Here is an 18,385-nt window from a genome sequence, read left to right on the forward strand (position 1 = left end):
GGAGTCGCCGTGCGTCGAACCGTCCTTGCCGCAGGCGTGGCCGCCTGTGCACTCATCGTCACCGGCCTGGTGGTACCGGCCGCATCGGCCTACCCGGGCGACCCGCTGCACAGCTGGGCGGACAGGCCGGAGGACGCGCACCGCAACGTGTCGGTCGCCGCCTCCGGCCGGGCCTTTGACGGCCGGTACTCGCTGCAGTTCTTCCAACGCTGAACCAGCAGGAGTCACCATGCTTCCACCTTCTGTCCGCGGCACCACCTCCACCCGAGTCCTCGCCACGGCCGTGGCCGGGCTCCTGACCGGTCTTGCTGCCGCCCCCGCGGCGGCCGCGCCGGGCGACCCCGCGCCAGGATGGGCTCCACGCCCGGAAGAGGCCCACCGCGAGGTGGTGGTCTCCTCGTCGGGCGAGGTGTTCGTCGACGCGAGCTCCGAGGGCGGCTACAAGGACATCAACTACCTGGAGCGCGGCAGCGCCGGGAGCTGGGTCCGCACGCCCGACGACAGCACCCACGTCACACACCTCGCGACCGGACCGGGCGACTACGCCGTGAGCGTCTGGCACAGCGCGGACGGCGACGCCAGGTACCGCCTGCACGACGGGACGGGCTGGAACGACACCGAGACGTTCTACGAGGGCGACGTGCACGCCAGCGACATGGACGCCAACGCGGCAGGTGACGTCTCGGTGCTCCTGCGCCTGCACTTCGACGGCGGCACCCTGCTCGCCCGGCTCCCGCGCGGCGGCGAGTGGACGGTGCAGGAGGTACCAGGGGTACCGGCGGACATCCCCGCCGACGTGGTGCTCAACGAGCAGGGCAAGACGACGGTGGTGTGGGCGGCGCTCGACGGTGAGACCTCGATCGTCCGACGGTCGATCGTCCGAGCGGGCTCGACGACGCTGTCCCCGCCCACCACCATCGGCACCCTGAACAACAATGAGCCGAACCTCTCGATCGTCTCGGACGGCGAGGGTCGCGAGACGCTGATCGGCGGCAACCTCCTCTGGCGGCAGCCGCACACGAGTCGACCGCTGGAGTACCGGCTACGCACGAGCGTCGCAGCGAGGCTCGCCGCGGGCGACACGGCCACTCGCGTCGTCTGGCCCACCGGGACCACGGCCCGCCACGAGGTGCGCTCGATCCTGTTCGACGACGACGTGCAGCAGCCACAGACCACACTCTGGTCGCACCCCAGGACATCGTGCACCGAAACCTTCCGCACGCGGCTCGGCATCGGGATGGTCCCAGGTGGCCGGTCGTACGTCGCCATCGGTGTCACCCGCCGGATCGACAGCGATGGTGTCTGCCCGGACGTCACGGGGTTCGTCACCGTCGACCGAGCCGACCGGGTCCTGAACACGCAGCCGCTCGGCTACTTCGCCGAGGCATACACGATCGACGTGGCGGCCGGCGCGGCCGGCCCCATCGCCGTGGAGTTCAAGAACTGGGACGACCACGCCGACCCGATCCACGAGGACCAGCCGGACGGCCGGTACTCGATGCTGTTCTTCCGCCGCTGAGAGGCTGAGTGCTCAGTCCTCGGGAGCGTGCCGCTCCAGGAACCGGTAGACCTCCGTCGTCTCCACCCCTGGGTACGCTCCCGAGGGCATCGCGGCGAGCATCGACGCGTGGGGCCGCGCCGAGGGCCAGGCGAAGTCGCCCCACTTGGCCGACAGCTCCTCCGGCGGACGCCGGCAGCACGACTCGTCGGGGCACCGCGACGCCGTGCGGACCGTCGTCTCGCGCCCCTCGAACCACTTGACGTCCGCGAACGGCACGCCGACCGACACGGAGAACGCGCCGTCCGACGTGTTCTCCACGCGTGACGTGCACCAGTACGTGCCGGACGTCGTGTCGGTGTACTGCGCGTACGGGTTGAACCGGTCCTCGACGTCGAACACACGCCGCGCCGTCCACTGCTTGCAGACGTGCTGACCCTCCACCGCGCCCAGCGCGTCCGAGGGGAAGCGCACACCGTCGTTCTCGTAGGCCTTGTGGAGGATCCCCGACTCGTGGACCTTCATGAAGTGCACCGGGATGCCGAGGTGCCGGGTCGCAAGGTTGGTGAACCGGTGCGCCGCGGTCTCGAACGACACCCCGAACGCGTCGCGCAGGTCCTCGATGGCGATGGCGCGCTCGTCCTTGGCGTCACGCAGGAACTTCACGCCCGGCTTCTCCGGGACCATGAGGGCCGCCGCCAGGTAGTTCGCCTCGACGCGCTGGCGCAGGAACTCGCCGTAGTCGGCCGGCTCGGTGTGGTCGAGCACGTGGGAGGCGAGCGCCTGGAGCAGCGCCGACCGGGTGTTGGAGCGACCACGAAACCCCTTGGACGGCAGGTAGAGACGCCGGTTCCGCGTGTCGATCACGGAACGTGTCGAGTGGGGCAGGTCGCTCACGTAGTGCAGCGTGAAGCCCAGGTGCGCGGCGATCTCGGCCGCCATGCGCTGCGGCAGCGGCCCGGACGTGTGCCCCACGTCCGCGAGCAGCTCCTTCGCGACCTGCTCGAGCTCCGGCAGGTAGTTGTCCTTGGTGCGCATGTCGTAGCGGAGCTCACCGTTCGCCCGGCGCGCCTCCTCCGGCGTCGCCGCACGCTCGGTGTGCAGCCGTTCGAGCTCGCGGTGCAGCGCCAGGATGGTCGAGAGCGCGTCGTGAGGCAGTGACTTGCCGATCCGCACGCCCTCGATCCCGAGCGAGGCGAACAGCGGGCCACGCTGCACGCGCTCCAGCTCGATCTCGAGCGCGTCGCGTTCCGACAACGCCTCCGCGGAGAGCAGGTCGTCCACGCCGACCCCGAGCGCCCGCGCAATGGCCTGCAGCTGCGAGAACTTGGGTTCCCGCTTGCCGTTCTCCAGCGTGCTGACCTGCGACGGCGCCCGGTCGATCGCCGAGGCGAGGTCATCGAGCGTCATGCCCTTGCTGGTGCGCAGGTGCCGGATACGCCGGCCGATGGTGAGGGCGTCCGGCTCGGCCTCCGCCTGACCGTCCGGCTCCGGTTGACCGGGCACCTGGCCGAGCGCCTGACCGGGCACCCGTCCGCGCGGCCTGCCCGTTGTCCGGCCTGCGCCGTTCTGCGTAGGACGCGAGGAAGTCACGTTTCGCGCGGTTCTGCGATTGTCAGCGGTTCCTGCCATGCCTGAGGGTGACATACGGAGATGCTTCCGTTCAACAGAAGAACTTCAGTTCTTCTGCTCAGATCTCCTTGAGAAGTGGGTTGCGCAGGGCAGAAGGTCGTAACACGTCACCCGGAGGCCGCGGTGACGACGTTCCGTCCGAGAAGGAGACCCGCCATGAGCGCACCCACCATCGATTCCACGTCTGAGGCGACTGTGTCCGCGACGACCGCGTCGAGGCCCGTGCGCACCGGCGACCAGGTCCAGACGGCCGCCGAGCTGCAGCAGTCCTGGGAGTCCGACCCTCGCTGGGCCGGCATCGAGCGCACCTACACCGCCGAGGATGTCGTCGCCCTGCGCGGCTCGGTCGGCGAGGAGAACACGCTCGCCCGCCGCGGCGCCGAGCGCCTCTGGCGCCAGCTGCACGAGGAGGACTACATCAACGCCCTCGGGGCGCTGACCGGCAACCAGGCGGTGCAGCAGGTCAAGGCCGGCCTCCAGGCCATCTACCTGTCCGGCTGGCAGGTCGCCGGGGACGCGAACCTCTCGGGCCAGACCTACCCCGACCAGTCGCTGTACCCGGCCAACTCGGTGCCCGCGGTGGTCCGTCGCATCAACAACGCGCTCCTGCGCGCCGACCAGATCGACGTGTCGGAGAACGGCACCCCGACCCGCGACTGGCTGGCCCCGATCGTGGCCGACGCCGAGGCCGGCTTCGGCGGCCCGCTCAACGCGTACGAGCTGATGAAGTCGATGATCCAGTCGGGCGCCGCCGGCGTGCACTGGGAGGACCAGCTCGCCTCGGAGAAGAAGTGCGGCCACCTGGGCGGCAAGGTGCTCGTCCCGACGCAGCAGCACGTGCGCACGCTGAACGCGGCCCGCCTCGCGGCCGACGTCGCCGACGTGCCCTCCATCGTGATCGCCCGCACCGACGCCGAGGCCGCGACCCTGATCACGTCCGACGTCGACGAGCGCGACCTCCCGTTCATCACCGGCGAGCGCACCAACGAGGGCTTCTACAAGGTGACGAACGGCATCGAGCCGTGCATCGCCCGGGCCAAGGCCTACGCGCCCTACTCCGACCTGATCTGGATGGAGACCGGCACGCCCGACCTCGAGCTCGCCCGCAAGTTCGCCGAGGCCGTCAAGGCCGACTTCCCGGACCAGATGCTGAGCTACAACTGCTCGCCGTCGTTCAACTGGAAGAAGCACCTGGACGACGACACGATCGCGAAGTTCCAGCGAGAGCTGGGCGCCATGGGCTTCACGTTCCAGTTCATCACCCTGGCCGGCTTCCACGCCCTGAACTACTCGATGTTCGACCTGGCCCACGGCTACGCCCGCGAGCAGATGACCGCGTACGTGGAGCTGCAGGAGAAGGAGTTCGCGGCCGAGTCGCGCGGCTACACCGCCACCAAGCACCAGCGCGAGGTCGGCACCGGCTACTTCGACCGCGTGGCGACGGCGCTCAACCCCGACTCCGCCACCACCGCCCTGGCCGGTTCTACCGAGGCGGCGCAGTTCTGATGACCGCGACCATCGACACCCGCCCGCAGGGCGCCAACCCCTTCGACCCGGACGCCGGGCTCGCCGGCATCGGCACGCCGCCCGCGGCACGCACGGGTTCCACCGTTCCCACCGGCGCCGTCCCGACGCCGTCCACCCCGCCTGCCCGCCGTTCGGCGCCGCGCTCCCTGCCGAACGGCGGGGTGGGCGCCTCGCGGACCGGCGCCCGCCGGGGCGTCATCACGGTGACCGGCTCCGTCGGCCCGCGCTACGCCGAGATCCTGAGCACGGACGCGCTCCAGTTCCTGGCCATGCTCCACGACCGGTTCGACGCCGCCCGCGACGAGCTGATCGCGCAGCGCCAGCTGCGCCGTCAGGACATCGCGGACGGCAGCGACCCCGACTTCCGGGCCTCGACCCGGCCGGTGCGCGACGACCCGCACTGGCGTGTCGCCGGCTCGCGGCGGGCACCCGGCCTGGAGGACCGCCGCGTGGAGATCACGGGTCCCACGGACCCGAAGATGACCATCAACGCGCTCAACTCCGGCGCCCGGTGCTGGCTGGCCGACGCCGAGGACGCGTCCAGCCCGACGTGGCCCAACGTGGTCGAGGGGCAGCTCGCGCTGCACGACGCCATCCGCGGCTCGCTCAGCTTCACCAACGAGGCGGGCAAGGAGTACACGCTGCGGTCGGCGGACATCGTCGATCTCCCGACCATCGTGTTCCGCCCCCGCGGCTGGCACCTCGACGAGGCGCATCTGCGGTACACGGACGCGAACGGGATCACGAGCAGCGCCCTCGGCAGCCTCGTGGACTTCGGGCTCTACTTCTTCCACAACGCCGCCGAGCTGATCGCCCGGGGTCGCGGCCCGTACTTCTACCTCCCCAAGCTGGAGGGCTACAAGGAGGCGCGGCTGTGGAACGAGGTGTTCGAGGTCGCGCAGGACGCGCTCGGCATCCCCCGCGGGACGATCCGCGCCACCGTGCTCATCGAGACGCTGCCCGCGGCGTTCGAGATGGAGGAGATCCTCTACGAGCTGCGCGAACACTGCGCCGGGCTCAACGCCGGCCGCTGGGACTACCTGTTCTCGGTGATCAAATGCTTCCGCACCCGCGGTGACTCGTACGTGCTGCCGGACCGCGCACAGGTCACGATGACCGCACCGTTCATGCGGGCGTACACCGAGCTGCTCGTCGCCACGTGCCACAAGCGCGGGGCGCACGCCATCGGCGGTATGAGCGCGTTCATCCCGGACCGCCGCAACCCGGAGGTCACCCGGCAGGCCTTCCAGCAGGTCGCCGCGGACAAGAAGCGAGAGGCCGGAGACGGCTTCGACGGCACCTGGGTGGCCCACCCGGACCTGATCCCGGTGGCCGAGGCCGAGTTCGACGCCGTGCTGGGTGACGCGCCGAACCAGGTGTCGCGCCAGCGGCCCGACGTCGTCGTGGGGCAGCACGAGCTGCTCGACGTCGCCTCCGCGCGGCGCGCCGGGGCGACGGTGACCTCGGCCGGCCTGCGGTCCAACGTCTCGGTGGCCGTGCGCTACATCGACGCCTGGCTGCGCGGTACCGGAGCCGCGGCGCTCGACAACCTGATGGAGGACGCCGCCACTGCCGAGATCTCCCGGTCGCAGGTGTGGCAGTGGATCGCCTCGGGCACCGTGACCCACGACGACCAGCTCCCGGTGACGCGGGAGCGGGTCGAGACGATCCTGCTCGACGTCGTCGCCTCGCTGCCGTCCGAGCCTGGCAGCCGGATCGAGGACGCAGCAGCGATCTTCCGCGAGGTCGCCCTCCAGGACGACTTCCCGGCGTTCCTGACGAGCCCCGCGTACCAGGCGCACCTGGTGGACTCGCCGGCCGACCAGGTCTGAGCTCCTCCCTCACTCCGCCCCCAGCTGCCCGACGCCGTGCCGGTTGCCGTTCTCTCTCCGGCCCCACCACCCCAGGGGCCCTACCGGCCCGGCGTCGGGTTTTGTTCTCGTTCTTGGTCTTGAGCGGTCCACTTCTCTTCGAGGTCAAGGTTTCTCCGTTCTGAAACGGTTCAGAGCGGAGCAACTTAGACCTCGAAAGAGGGGGATCCGGCGTCAACGGGAGCCAGGGACTCGACGGACGGCCGACAGGTGCCGGACGTCTCGCGTTCACCCGCGTGCCTCCGAACGGCGCGACCCTGTGGCGTCACCATGAGCTGCCGCAGGAGGAACCATGCCCCACCCGTTCCGTGCCACTGATCTGCCCGCCTGGGCCGACCCCTCGGTCCCGGCCTCGTCGCTGGACCCGCAAGGCGCCTCCCGCCGCACGTTCCTGCGTCTCGGCATGGCCGGCGGGCTGGCCCTCGCCGCCGGCGCGCACGCCGCCACCGCCAACGCCGCCACCCCCGCCGTCGCCCCGGGCCGTCCCGGGGACCCTCGGCTCGCGTGGCTCGTGGGCGACCACCACGTGCACTCCCGGTACAGCCACGACGCCAAGTACGACTTCGACCAGCTCGCCAGGAAGGGCGCGGAGCTCGGCCTGGACTGGATGGTCTTCACCGAGCACAGCAACCACGGGCACCGCGACAAGGGCGCCGCCGCCGAGCACGAGGAGATCATGGCGGCACGGGCACGCAATCCGCGTCAGCTGATCTTTCAGGGCCTGGAGTGGTACATCCCGGCCGCCGAGCACGGCACCGTGTTCGCCGCGCCGGGCCCGTACGAGGTCGAGTTGCTGCGCGAGTTCGAGCGCCGGTGGGACGGCAAGCTCAACGGCTGGGACGCCGACCTGCCCGAGAACGAGCAGCGCGCGGTGCAGGCACTGCGGTGGCTCGCCGCGCAGAAGGCGAACGGCTACGTCGACGACGTCCTCGTGCTGGCCAACCACCCGTCCCGGCTCGGTATCGACTCCCCGCACGAGATCCGGGCATGGCGCGACGCCGCACGCGGCATCTGCCTCGGCATGGAGGGCGCGCCGGGCGCCCAGGGTGACGCGGATCCCGCCTGGGTCGCCTACCGCGGCAGCACCCGGGCGCAACGGGGTGAGTACAACAACGCGCCACGTCCGGACTCGTTCCCCGGCTACCCGGTCGAGTCGTACCGCACCTTCGGCGGCTTCGACTGGATGACGGCGACCGTCGGCGGCCTGTGGGACGCCATCCTGTCGGAGGGCACCCTCTTCACGATCACCTCCAACTCCGACAACCACCGCACCATCTGGGACACCTGGCGCGACGGCGACATGCCGCCCGGGGAGAGCTTCGACTCCCTGGGCTGGAAGCCGTCCCCCGTCGACACCGGGACGCCCCAGCCGGGAAGCGACTTCTGGCCTGGTGAGTTCAGCCGCACGCATGTCGGGGTGACGCGGCACGGCTACCTCGACGTCATGGACGGCCTGCGCCGCGGCCGGGTCTGGGTGGACCACGGGCATCTCGTCGACGGGCTCGACGTACGCCTCGTCGGCCCCCGAGGCGGGCGTGGCACCGGCACCACGCTCGGCGGCCGGCTCGTCGTCGAGCGCGGGGCCTCGGTCGAGCTGATGGTCAAGGTGCGTAGTGCGCACCGGCCCAACCCGCACGGGGCGCTCCCCCGGCTCGCACACCTCGACGTGATCCGGGGAGCCGTGACCGGCCCCTCGACCGACCGGGACAGCTGGCGGGCGCCCGAGACGCGCGTGGTCGAGCAGATCGACACCAGCAACCGGTCCGGCACCTACACCCTGCGTGTCCCGCTCGGGCGCGTCACCGAGTCCTCCTACATCCGCCTGCGGGGCAGCGACGGCAACCGCCACGGTGCCGGCTACCTCGGAGCCTCGATCGACCCGGCGGGCCCCCTGCCCCACGCCGACAACAACGGCGATCCGTGGGCGGACACCTGGCTCTACACGAACCCGATCTACATCGACGTGCGGTAGCCGAGGGCCGGCGTGGTCGGCGGCCTGCTCGGCGCCGGCCGAGCAGGCCGCACGTCGGTACGAGGCTCGCGGCACGACGAGGAATCACCCCGAGTGCCCGTCGATCTCTTCCCCGCACGGAAGTGCTCCTCTACAGTCTGGCGAGTCGCACTTTCTTCACATAAGGGGTCGCCCGGGTCGTGGTGGCCTCCGGAACGGGGAACACGGATGAATCGCAGCAGGTACCTCGGAGCGCTCGCCGCGCTCGCGCTGACGGCCGGGGGTGTCACCGCCCAGGGCAGCGCCGCCCAGGGCGCGGCGGCCGACGAGATCAGCGCCATCGACCCGGTAGCGCCGGTCCACGAGATCCCGAGCTCCGTCGACACCACGCTGGTCAACGAGACCAAGGGCTCGTGGTTCGTCGAGCTGGAGAGCGAGCCGGCGTCGGCCGGCACGGACGCCACGTCCCTGCGGACCGAACGCCAGGACTTCCGCGCGGCCGCGAAGGACGCGGGCGTCGACTACTCGGTCCGGCGTACGTTCCACACCCTGTTCAACGGCTACTCCATCACCATGGACTCGACCCAGCTCGGGCGGCTGCAGCGCACCGAGGGCGTCAAGGCGATCTACCCCATGACGCAGGTCGAGATCCCGGAGACCCTCCCCGCCGGCAACGAGCCGGACCTCGCCACGGCGCTCGGCATGACGGGTGCGGACATCGCGCAGCACGAGCTCGGCCTGACGGGCGAGGGCGTGAAGGTCGCGGTCATGGACTCGGGTATCGACGTCGACCACCCGGACCTGGGCGGCCCCGGCTTCCCGAACGACCGCGTGATCGCGGGCTACGACCTGGTCGGTGACGACTACAACGCCGGTTCGAGCGACCCGGACAGGCGCGTTCCGCGCCCCGACGCCGTGCCGGACGACTGCCAGGGTCACGGCACCCACGTGGCCGGCATCGTCGGAGCGGACGCCGAGGGCCGGGACGACGGGATCACGGGCGTGGCGCCCGGCGTCTCCCTCGGGGCATACCGGGTGTTCGGCTGCGAGGGTTCCACCGACGCCGACATCATGATCGCCGCCATGGAGCGCGCCCTGGCCGACGACATGGACGTGCTGAACATGTCCATCGGCTCGGCCTGGTCCTGGCCGTCGTACCCGACCGCCACCGCGAGCGACCGGCTCGTCGACCGCGGCATGGTCGTCGTCGCCTCGATCGGCAACTCGGGTGCGTCCGGCCTGTACTCGGCGGGAGCGCCCGGCCTGGGCGAGAAGGTCATCGGCGTCGCGTCGTTCGACAACACGCACGTCACTGCACGCTCCGTCGTCGCGAGCCCTTCGGGCACGGCCGTGCCGTACCTGGGGCTGGGCAACGTGGCCGACCCGCCCACCGAGGGCACCACCGACCCGCTGGTCGACGCCGGGATCGTCTGCCCCAGCGTCGGCATCCCGCTGGAGGCCGAGGTCGCGGGCAGGACCGCGCTCATCGAACGCGGTTCGTGCTCCTTCGAGGAGAAGTACGCGACGGTGGTCGAAGCAGGTGCCACCGCCGTCGTGATCTACAACTCGAGCCCTGGCCTGTTCTCCGGCGGCGGTGTGCTGGACCGCGACGTCCCGGGCATCGGCATCCCCCAGGCGGAGGGCAAGGCACTCGCGGCGGAGCTCGCCGCCGGCACCGAGGTGACCCTCACGTGGACCGCCGACGAGGTGTCCACGCCGAGCCCGACCGGCGGCCTGATCAGCTCGTTCAGCTCGTACGGCCTGTCGCCCGACCTGGCCCTCAAGCCCGACATCGGCGCGCCCGGCGGCAACATCAACTCGACCCTGCCGCTCGAGCAGGGCGGCCACGGGGTCAGCTCCGGCACGTCGATGGCATCGCCGCACGTCGCGGGTGCGGTCGCCCTGCTGCTCGAGTCGAACCCCCGCCTGCGCGCGTCGCAGGTCCGCGACGTCCTGCAGAACAGCGCCGACCCTGCCACGTGGTCCGGCGCCCCGGGAGCCGGCTACCTCGACAACGCGCACCGGCAGGGCGCGGGCATGCTCGACGTCCCGGGTGTCGTGCAGGCCGGCGCCACCGTACGGCCCGCGAAGCTCGCCCTCGGCGAGAGCAACACCAGGACCGGCGCCACGACCAAGCGGGTGACGGTCCGCAACACCACCCGCGAGACGGTCACGTACACCGTCTCGCACGCCCCCGCGCTCGCGACGTTCGGCGACACCTTCGCGCCGTCGTTCGCCGACACGTATGCGGACGTCTCGTTCAGCCGCGAGTCGGTCACGCTGCGGCCCGGCCGCTCCGCCACGGTGGGCGTCACGGTCACCGCACCCGAGGCGGCCGACGCCGACCAGCTCGTCTACGGCGGCTACGTCGTGGTCACGGCCGACGACGGCACCGCCTACTCGGTGCCGTACGCCGGATACGCCGGCGACTACCAGGCCATCGACCCGATCACGCCGGTCATGTCCGGCGGCGAGGTGGTGGCCGACCTGCCGTCGGTCGCGAGCATCACCGCATGCGCCGAGTTCATCAACCTCGACTGCATCGACCCGCAGGCTGACTACGAGCTGGCGCCCGACGGCGCCACGTACACGCTCGGCACCGTGAACGGGCTGCCCGACATCCCGTACACGCTGATCCATTTCCAGCACCAGGTGGAGAAGCTGCAGGTCACGGTGCTCGACGCCGAGACCGACCGCCCGGTGGACCGCCGCGGCGCGTTCGCCGTCGACGTGACAGGTGTGGAGCGGAACGAGACAGCCGGCGGGTTCACGGCCTACGGGTGGGACGGCTCGTACACCACGCTCCGCGGTGACACGAAGCGTGTGCCCGACGGCGACTACGTGCTCTCCCTCAAGGCGCTGAAGGCCAACGGTGAGCCCTGGAACTCCGACCACTGGGAGACCTGGACCTCGCCGACGATCACGATCGACCGGCCGTAGCGGTCCGGTGGTGGGCGCTGCTCGGCGGGCAGCGCCCACCACCGTCACCTCGTGGCTCGGGAACCCGGGTGAACTTTCCGCGTTCAGTGATTTTTCGGGGTTTTAGCCGGTTTTCAGCCAGTACGTTGCCCGCATGTCCGACGACGAGCGCGCGCGTCCCGCCGCTGACCTGAACCCGCCCCCTGAGCCCGACCCGGCGCCCGCCGCGCCGGTGGGCGACCTACCGGCCGAGACCGAGGCCGCCCCCGCGGCTGCGACGGCCGCGGCACCTGCACCTGAGCCGGAGCCCGTGCCCGTGCCCGAGTCCGAGTCTGGGCCGGTGCCGGCGCCCGCACCGGTGCAGGGACCCAGCAGGACCGCCGCCTTCGTCCGGGCCAACGTCGCGGTGATCGTGCTCGCGGTACTGCTCGTCGGCGCCATCGTCTGGGGTGTGCTCGGCACGGTCTCGGCGGACAACTGGGAGTCGCGCGCCACGTCGCTCTCGGCCGAGCTGACGAGCACCGAGAAGAGCCTCGCCGACGCCGAGGCGGCGATCGACGACCTGGAGACCGCCCGGTCCCGCGCCGAGGCCACCGCTACCGCCTGCGTCGGCGCGATCGACGACGCGGACGCGATGCTCGAGGTCTCCGCAAAGCTGGACGACAAGACCGTCACGTACGTCGCCGGGCTGAACGACTTCATCGCGGCCGTCAACGCCCGCGACATCGCGGCGGTCGAGACCATCGGCGCCGAGATGGACAAGCTCACGGTGCAGATCGAGGACCTGTCCGCGCAGATCGAGAAGCACATCGACGCCTACGGCGACTCCGCCGAGGGATGCCACGTCGACGACGCGCAGGACGTCTGACCCAGAGCTCCTGCCGGGCGCGCTGACCGTCACCAGATGCGTTCGGCTCCGGGCAGACGCCCGGAGCCGAACGCGTCAGCCCAGGTCGAGACCCAGCAGGTCGTCCTCGGTCTCGCGGCGGACGAGCACCCGCGAGGCGCCGTCGAACACCGCGACGACCGGCGGGCGCGGCAGCATGTTGTAGTTCGACGCCATGGAACGGCCGTAGGCGCCCGTCGCGGCGACCGCGAGCAGGTCGCTGGCCCGCACATCGGCGGGGAGCTGCACCTCGTGCACGACGATGTCGCCCGACTCGCAGTGCTTGCCCACCACGCGCGCCAGCACGTTCTCGGCCGAGGACGAGCGGCCGACGACCTCCGCGTGGTAGGCCGCCCCGTACAGTGCCGGGCGGATGTTGTCGCTCATGCCGCCGTCGACCGACACGTAGGTTCGCGTGAAGTCCGCGCCGCCGTCGCTCGACACCGTGACCGGCTTGACCGTGCCGACCGTGTAGAGCGTGAGGCCCGCCGGGCCGACGATCGCCCGGCCGGGTTCGATGGAGAACCGCGGCAGGTCGGTGCCCAGCTCCTGGCACACGGCACGCACCGACTGAGCGACGTCCTTCGCCACCCGCTCCGGGTCGAGCGCCACGTCGCCCGGCAGGTAGGCGATGCCGTAACCGCCCCCGAGGTCGACCTCGTCGACCAGCAGACCGGACCGCTCCGCCAGGTCGGCCCGCAGACGCAGCACCACGCGTGCGGCGGCCTCGAACCCGTCGGGGTCGATGATCTGCGAGCCGATGTGCGAGTGGATGCCCAGCAGCTTCAGCTCAGGGCGCTTCAGCACCGCCAGCAGCGCCGTCATCGCAGGGCTCTCGGCGCCCTCGTTCGCAGGGTTCACCGAGAGCCCGAACTTCTGGTCCTCGTGGGCCGTCGCGATGTACTCGTGCCCGCCCGCGTGCACACCGGTGGTCACGCGGACCATCACCGGCGCCACGACCCCACGATCCGCCGCGAGACGCGCCACCCGCTCGATCTCGACCAGCGAGTCCACGATGATGCGGCCGACGCCGGCGTCCAGGGCACGCTCGATCTCGGCGTCCGACTTGTTGTTGCCGTGCAGGCCGATCTCCGCTCCCGGCACCTCGGCGCGCAGCGCGACCGCGAGCTCTCCGCCCGACGCCGTGTCGACCCGCAGCCCTTCCTCGCGCGCCCAGCGGGCGACGGCCACGGTGAGCAGCGCCTTCCCCGCGTAGTACACGTCCACGCCGGCCCCCACGGCGCCGAACGCCGCCTCGAACGCCGTGCGGTACGCGCGGGCACGCAACCTGAAGTCGGCCTCGTCCAGGACGTACGCGGGCGTGCCGTGCTCAGCGGCAAGCTCCCGGACGTCGACGCCGCCGACGACCAGTGCGCCGTCCTTCTGCCGCCCGGTGCCGGACGGCCAGGGTGCGCCCGTCACATGCGCTCCGGTGCGCTCACGCCCAGCAGGTCCAGGCCGTTGGCGAGGACCGTGCGGACGGCGTCGTTCAGCCACAGGCGTGCACGGTGCGCGTCCGTGACCTCCTCGTCCTGGTACGGGGTGACGCGCAGCTTCTCGTCGTCGTTGTACCAGGCGTGGAAGTCGCCGGCCAGGGCCTCGAGGTACCGGGCCACGCGGTGCGGCTCGCGCAGCTCGGCGGCCTGCGCCACGATCCGCGGGAACTCGGTGAGCCGCCCGATCAACGCCGTCTCCGAGGCGTGCGACAGCTGCGCCGGGTCGAACCCGTCCGCCCGGCGGACGCCACGCTCGACCGCCTTGATCCCGATCTGCACCGTGCGGCTGTGCGCGTACTGCACGTAGAACACGGGGTTGTCGTTGGACTGCTTGATCATGTCCTCGCCCTGCAGCTCCAGCGGCGAGTCCGCGGGGTAGCGGGCCAGCGAGTAGCGCACGGCGTCCTTGCCGATCCAGTCGACCAGGTCACGCAGCTCGATGATGTTGCCGGCGCGCTTGGACAGCTTGGCGCCGCCGACGTTGACGAGCTGCCCGATCAGCACCTCGATGTTCGACTCCGGGTCGTCCCCGGCGCAGGCCGCGATGGCCTTGAGACGGTTGACGTACCCGTGGTGGTCGGCGCCCAGCAGGTAGATCTTGCCGGGGAACCCGCGGTCCTTCTTGGACAGGTAGTACGCGGCGTCGGCGGCGAAGTACGTGGGCTCGCCGTTCGCCCGGATCATCACGCGGTCCTTGTCGTCCGTGAAGTCCGTGGTGCGCAGCCAGACCGCGCCCTCCTTGTCGAACACGTGCCCCTGCTCGCGCAGGCGGGACACCGCCTTCTCGACGGCGCCCGAGTCGTGCAGCTCGCGCTCCGAGAACCAGACGTCGAAGTGGACGCCGAAGTTCGCCAGCACCTCGCGGATCTCGGCGAGCTGGTGCGCGTAGCCCACCTCGCGGGCGACCGCGATCGCCTCGTCGCGCGGCAGCTCCGGCAGGTCCGGGCGGTCGGCGAGCACCTTGGCGGCCAGCTCGTTGACGTACTCGCCGCGGTAACCGCCCTCGGGCACCTCGGTGCCCGTCGCGCGCGCCAGGATGGACTCGCCGAAGCGGTCCATCTGCGCGCCGGCGTCGTTGATGTAGTACTCGGCGGCCACCTCGGCACCTGCCGCGCGCAGGATGCGCCCCAGCGAGTCGCCCAGCGCGGCCCAGCGGGTGTGCCCGATGTGCAGCGGCCCGGTCGGGTTGGCGCTGATGTACTCCAGGTTGATCACCTGGCCGGCCAGGGCCTCGCCCCGGCCGTACGCCTCGCCGGCCTCCACGATGGTGCGCGCGAGCTCACCGGCCGTCGCGGCGTCGAGCGTGATGTTGAGGAATCCCGGGCCGGCGACACCCACGGACTTGATGCCCGGTGCCGCCCCCAGGCGCGCGGCCAGGTCCTCGGCCAGCGCCCGCGGCGTCGTGCCCGCCTTCTTCGCGAGCTGCAGTGCCACGTTGGTGGCCCAGTCTCCGTGCTCTCGCTGCCGGGGTCGCTCCACGTGGACCGACGCCGGGACGGCGTCGGCGGGCAGGGCGAGTGAGCCGTCGGCGACGGCCGCGGCAAGGGCAGCACTGAGTGCTTCGGAGAGCTGGGTAGGTGTCACGCGTCGATTCTACGGGCGAGCGGTGACTCGCGGCCCGCGCTTTCCACAGGCCGGGAACGGCTGGCCCGACGCCGGCCGGTGCACCTGGGTGTACCGGCCGGCGCCGGGCAGCGGTCAGGACACGGTCAGACCAGCCGCGTCCAGCGAAGCGAGGATCTGCCACCACCGTTCCTCGGTCGCTCCCGCGCCCCCGTAGCCGACCTCGAACGCCTGGCGCCCGTCGACCGTCAGGTAGAAGGTGGCGTGTCCCTGGAAGAGGGGCTCGCCGGTCTCGGTGTCGGTCCCGACGGTCACGACCCCGCGCGAGGTGCCGGGTGGCTCGTACCGGTACCCGTTCGCGTCGAGGTCGATGGGCTGCTCGTGCGCCTCCATCTCCCAGAGGCCGATCGACAGCTCCTCCCAGGCGTCCGCGGAGCGGCTGCTCCAGACGCCCCACGTCCCGTCCTCGCTCTTCAGCTCCTGCGGCAGCCTCAGGTCAAGGCCCTCGAACGTGACCGGCTCCCAGCCCGACGGCGGGTCCTGCAGCATCGGGTCCGCGAGATCCAGGTCGTCGTACGGGGTGGGCCCTTCCGCCGACGCCGCGGTGAGGCCGAGGCTCCCGAGGACCGCGGCGAGGTCGTCGTCGAGGTTCCCCGCACCGGGCCGACCGAAGAGGTTCACCATGTAGCCCCTGCCGCCGGCGCGACGCACCTCGATGTAGGCCTGGTACTCGCCGTCGAAACGCTCGATCCGGACCTGCGACACGTCTGCGTCCGCCAGGTCGAAGCGGTAGTACGGCAGGTCCTCGCCCATCTCGGCGTACTCGGCCGCCATCTGGGCGTTGTCGAGATACATCAGGTGGTCGGTCAGCTCGATCCGGAGATCCACCTTGCCGTCCGGCCGCTTGATGTGGACCGCGTCGCCAGGGTTCGCGCCCTGCGAGCCGACGGTCGTCCAGTCCCCGGGTGCCGCGTACTCCAGACCGTGGAACTCGGCCTGCCGCCATGACGCGGGTACTTCACCCGTCTCGAGAAGCGGCAGGTCCTCCTGAGGGATCATCGGCAACGTCTCGGGTCCGTCGTACTCCTCGTCGGCCCGCACCGTGTCGACGAACCGCTCGAAGGTGGCCCGCGGCGTGGCATCGTCGTGGAGGTTCATGGTGACCCTGACGACCGTCCCGTCGCCGAGCTCCACGTCCAGCTCACCCACGAAGTCGCCCGCGTCGCCCGATCCTTCTCCCGCCAGCGGCCGGGCGGCGCTGTCGGCGGTGTACCAGGAGTAGCGCGCGGCCACCGCACCCGGCACCTCGGTCTCCACCACCGGGTTGCCGACCTGCTCCCCCACGAGCGGCACACCGTCCCCCGGCTCGACGGCGACCCACGACTCGGCCGACGGTAGGGACTCCATGTCCAGCTCACCCGGGATCACCGGGTCGGGCCCCCACATCGGGTCGCCGACCGGGTTGAACTCCTCGTAGTCGCCCGGTACCTCGAAGACCAGGCCGTCCGAACGGACCTCGGTCACGTCCGACGAGTCGTGCACCCACGGCAGAAATGCCGGGAGCGCCGGTCGCTCGACGAACCAGACCGTCCCTACCGTGCCCAAGGCCACCAGCGCGACGGCCACAGCGCCCCCGAGCACACCTCGGCGTGTGCGCTCATGACGAATCGCCCGCCGTGCCATCGCCTCACCATCGATCCCGTCCACGGGCCCGACCCGGCCCGCGGCGTCGTGGATCAGCTTCACCAGGGTGTCGCTCTGCTCCGTCATCACTTCGCCTCCTTCCGCGAGATGTTGCCCAAGGCGTCCCGCGAGAGAGCCTCGCTCGTCGCCGACACCGCGCGTGGGTGTCCCGTGCCGAGAACCTGCCGCAGCCTGTCGAGGCCCCGTGACGCGCCCGACTTCACGGCGCCCACGGAGATCCCGAGGTCCTCGGCCGTCTGCTTCTCGGTGCGGTCCAGCAGGTAGCGCAGGACGACGACACGCCGCTGCCCTGCCGGGAGCTGTCGCAGTGCCGCCACCAGCTCGTCGCGGTCGACGAGGTGCTGTGTGCCGTCCGGTGCGGCAGCCGGGCGAAGATCGGCCGGATCCACCAGGACGTCTCGCCTGGTCCGGCGCCAGGAGTCGATCCGGGCCGTGGCGATCACCCGCCGGGCGTAGGCGAACGGATCGCCGTCACCCACCCGGTTCCAGGCCCGGTACGTCCGCTCCAGTGCGAGCTGAACCAGGTCGGCGGCCCGATGCACGTCACCGCACAGCAGGTAGGCGATGCGGGACAGCTCGGGTGACCGTTCCCTGGCGAACGCCGTGAACCGGTCTGCCCGGGTCCCCGTGGTCACCACGACGGCACGTGGTTCGTCCAGGACTGTCGCGTCGTCACTCACGTGCCCACCCCTGTTCCTCGTCACCTGTGGACACGTCCGTGCGTCGGACGGGTCGGACTCTTCGTCGATTCACGGCACACAGACGCACGCGACCGAAGGAAGGTTGCCTGGTGAGCGCAGACGATGCTTGTGACAGATATCGATGCACGCCCCTGGCCCGGTACCTGGTAGTCTCGTTTCGGCCGATACGGTGGGCATCAGTTCCTCGACGTCGGCCATGCGCCTGTAGCTCAGTGGATAGAGCATCTGCCTCCGGAGCAGAAGGTCGGGGGTTCGAATCCCTTCAGGCGCACCACCCGAAAAAGGGCCCCTCACCAGGCGTAACGCCGGATGAGGGGCCTTCTTTCTGCCCGGGGTCGGCGGCTGTCGGGTTAGCGGCAGAAATGTGTGTCTCTGCTCGGGCGTGTCATGAGTGGCCGGCCCAGCCTTTGCGGGCCCAGAGTCCCTCTTCGGCGGTCGTCGTGGTGTCGTAGCCGGTCGGTCCGTCGGGTTCGTCGATGACGATGGCGGGCGCGGGTGGCTGCCAGTGGACGGGCTCGATCAGGTCAGCGGGCGGGCGCGGGGGGACTGCTGCACGGATAGGTGACAACTGACTTGTGGTGCCGACAGGCATCGCTGGAAGGATGTTCACCGTGCCCGCACCCCACCCCAAAGAGTT

13 protein-coding genes and 1 tRNA gene are annotated in these 18,385 nt (G+C 71.1%); 8 read left to right on the top strand and 6 right to left on the bottom strand.

Annotated features, from left to right (window positions below):
* Positions 1 to 9: 9 nt before the first annotated feature.
* Positions 10 to 213: a hypothetical protein gene (locus LUM46_RS20525; protein WP_274996526.1), complete on the top strand. Its 204-nt coding sequence runs from the start codon at positions 10 to 12 to the stop codon at positions 211 to 213.
* Positions 214 to 229: 16 nt separating this feature from the next.
* Positions 230 to 1,519, top strand: a complete 1,290-nt coding sequence (locus LUM46_RS20530) for a hypothetical protein (RefSeq protein ID WP_274996528.1) — start codon at positions 230 to 232, stop codon at positions 1,517 to 1,519.
* A gap of 12 nt (positions 1,520 to 1,531) precedes the next feature.
* Here the strand turns inward: LUM46_RS20530 and LUM46_RS20535 are convergent, their stop codons facing one another.
* Entirely contained in the window at positions 1,532 to 3,004 is a 1,473-nt protein-coding gene (locus tag LUM46_RS20535; RefSeq protein WP_274996529.1) for a helix-turn-helix transcriptional regulator, read from the bottom strand.
* Positions 3,005 to 3,286: 282 nt separating this feature from the next.
* Here LUM46_RS20535 and aceA point away from each other — a divergent pair, with 282 nt between their 5' ends.
* From aceA to LUM46_RS20560, 5 genes are all read left to right on the top strand, one after another.
* Positions 3,287 to 4,636, top strand: coding sequence for an isocitrate lyase (gene aceA, locus LUM46_RS20540; protein ID WP_274996530.1), 1,350 nt, complete (start codon positions 3,287 to 3,289; stop codon positions 4,634 to 4,636).
* Entirely contained in the window at positions 4,636 to 6,489 is a 1,854-nt protein-coding gene (aceB, locus tag LUM46_RS20545) for a malate synthase A (RefSeq protein ID WP_274996531.1), read from the top strand. Before aceA ends, aceB begins: the two co-directional genes overlap by 1 nt.
* A gap of 331 nt (positions 6,490 to 6,820) precedes the next feature.
* Entirely contained in the window at positions 6,821 to 8,500 is a 1,680-nt protein-coding gene (locus LUM46_RS20550; protein WP_274996533.1) for a PHP domain-containing protein, read from the top strand.
* 207 nt (positions 8,501 to 8,707) lie between these two features.
* The gene (locus LUM46_RS20555) at positions 8,708 to 11,419 is read left to right on the top strand and encodes a S8 family serine peptidase (RefSeq protein ID WP_274996534.1); all 2,712 of its coding nucleotides are present in this window, start codon (positions 8,708 to 8,710) and stop codon (positions 11,417 to 11,419) included.
* 133 nt (positions 11,420 to 11,552) lie between these two features.
* Positions 11,553 to 12,266: a hypothetical protein gene (locus LUM46_RS20560; RefSeq protein ID WP_274996535.1), complete on the top strand. Its 714-nt coding sequence runs from the start codon at positions 11,553 to 11,555 to the stop codon at positions 12,264 to 12,266.
* Between the two features lie 75 nt (positions 12,267 to 12,341).
* Here the strand turns inward: LUM46_RS20560 and lysA are convergent, their stop codons facing one another.
* From lysA to LUM46_RS20580, 4 genes are all read right to left on the bottom strand, one after another.
* Positions 12,342 to 13,706, bottom strand: coding sequence for a diaminopimelate decarboxylase (gene lysA, locus LUM46_RS20565; protein WP_274996536.1), 1,365 nt, complete (start codon positions 13,704 to 13,706; stop codon positions 12,342 to 12,344).
* Positions 13,703 to 15,364 (bottom strand): arginine--tRNA ligase, encoded by a 1,662-nt coding sequence (argS, locus tag LUM46_RS20570; protein ID WP_274996537.1) that lies wholly within the window; start codon positions 15,362 to 15,364, stop codon positions 13,703 to 13,705. The genes lysA and argS overlap by 4 nt, the downstream gene beginning before the upstream one ends.
* A gap of 114 nt (positions 15,365 to 15,478) precedes the next feature.
* Positions 15,479 to 17,113 carry a hypothetical protein gene (locus LUM46_RS20575; RefSeq protein WP_274996538.1) on the bottom strand — a complete coding sequence of 545 codons (1,635 nt, stop codon included), beginning with the start codon at positions 17,111 to 17,113 and terminating at the stop codon, positions 15,479 to 15,481.
* Positions 17,113 to 17,727, bottom strand: coding sequence for a SigE family RNA polymerase sigma factor (locus LUM46_RS20580; protein WP_274996540.1), 615 nt, complete (start codon positions 17,725 to 17,727; stop codon positions 17,113 to 17,115). The genes LUM46_RS20575 and LUM46_RS20580 overlap by 1 nt, the downstream gene beginning before the upstream one ends.
* A gap of 219 nt (positions 17,728 to 17,946) precedes the next feature.
* Here LUM46_RS20580 and LUM46_RS20585 point away from each other — a divergent pair.
* Positions 17,947 to 18,022 (top strand) — tRNA-Arg (locus LUM46_RS20585).
* 111 nt (positions 18,023 to 18,133) lie between these two features.
* On the opposite strand, the gene LUM46_RS20590 is transcribed toward LUM46_RS20585, so the two are convergent.
* Positions 18,134 to 18,385: hypothetical protein (locus tag LUM46_RS20590; protein WP_274996541.1), on the bottom strand; the 252-nt coding region annotated here is incomplete at its 5' end.

The sequence above is a fragment of the Promicromonospora iranensis genome (assembly GCF_028994805.1).
Classification (GTDB): Bacteria; Actinomycetota; Actinomycetes; order Actinomycetales; family Cellulomonadaceae; genus Promicromonospora; species Promicromonospora iranensis.